The sequence below is a fragment of the Bradyrhizobium sp. Kon37 genome (assembly GCF_055807535.1).
Window position 1 is genome coordinate 1 of sequence record NZ_JBVVOY010000101.1, and the last position, 621, is coordinate 621.

The following is a 621-nucleotide window of genomic DNA, read 5'->3' on the forward strand; positions in this document are numbered from 1 at the left end:
TTTAATTCGATGCAACGCGAAGAACCTTACCTGGTCTTGACATCCACGGAAGTTTTCAGAGATGAGAATGTGCCTTCGGGAACCGTGAGACAGGTGCTGCATGGCTGTCGTCAGCTCGTGTTGTGAAATGTTGGGTTAAGTCCCGCAACGAGCGCAACCCTTATCCTTTGTTGCCAGCGGTCCGGCCGGGAACTCAAAGGAGACTGCCAGTGATAAACTGGAGGAAGGTGGGGATGACGTCAAGTCATCATGGCCCTTACGACCAGGGCTACACACGTGCTACAATGGCGCATACAAAGAGAAGCGACCTCGCGAGAGCAAGCGGACCTCATAAAGTGCGTCGTAGTCCGGATTGGAGTCTGCAACTCGACTCCATGAAGTCGGAATCGCTAGTAATCGTGGATCAGAATGCCACGGTGAATACGTTCCCGGGCCTTGTACACACCGCCCGTCACACCATGGGAGTGGGTTGCAAAAGAAGTAGGTAGCTTAACCTTCGGGAGGGCGCTTACCACTTTGTGATTCATGACTGGGGTGAAGTCGTAACAAGGTAACCGTAGGGGAACCTGCGGTTGGATCACCTCCTTACCTTAAAGAAGCGTACTTTGTAGTGCTCACACA

1 rRNA gene is annotated in these 621 nt (G+C 52.5%); it reads left to right on the plus strand.

Features of this window, described 5'->3' with window-relative positions:
- A 16S ribosomal RNA gene (locus AC0L3J_RS37260) occupies window positions 1–588 on the plus strand; the annotation flags it as partial.
- Window positions 589–621 lie beyond the last annotated feature (33 nt).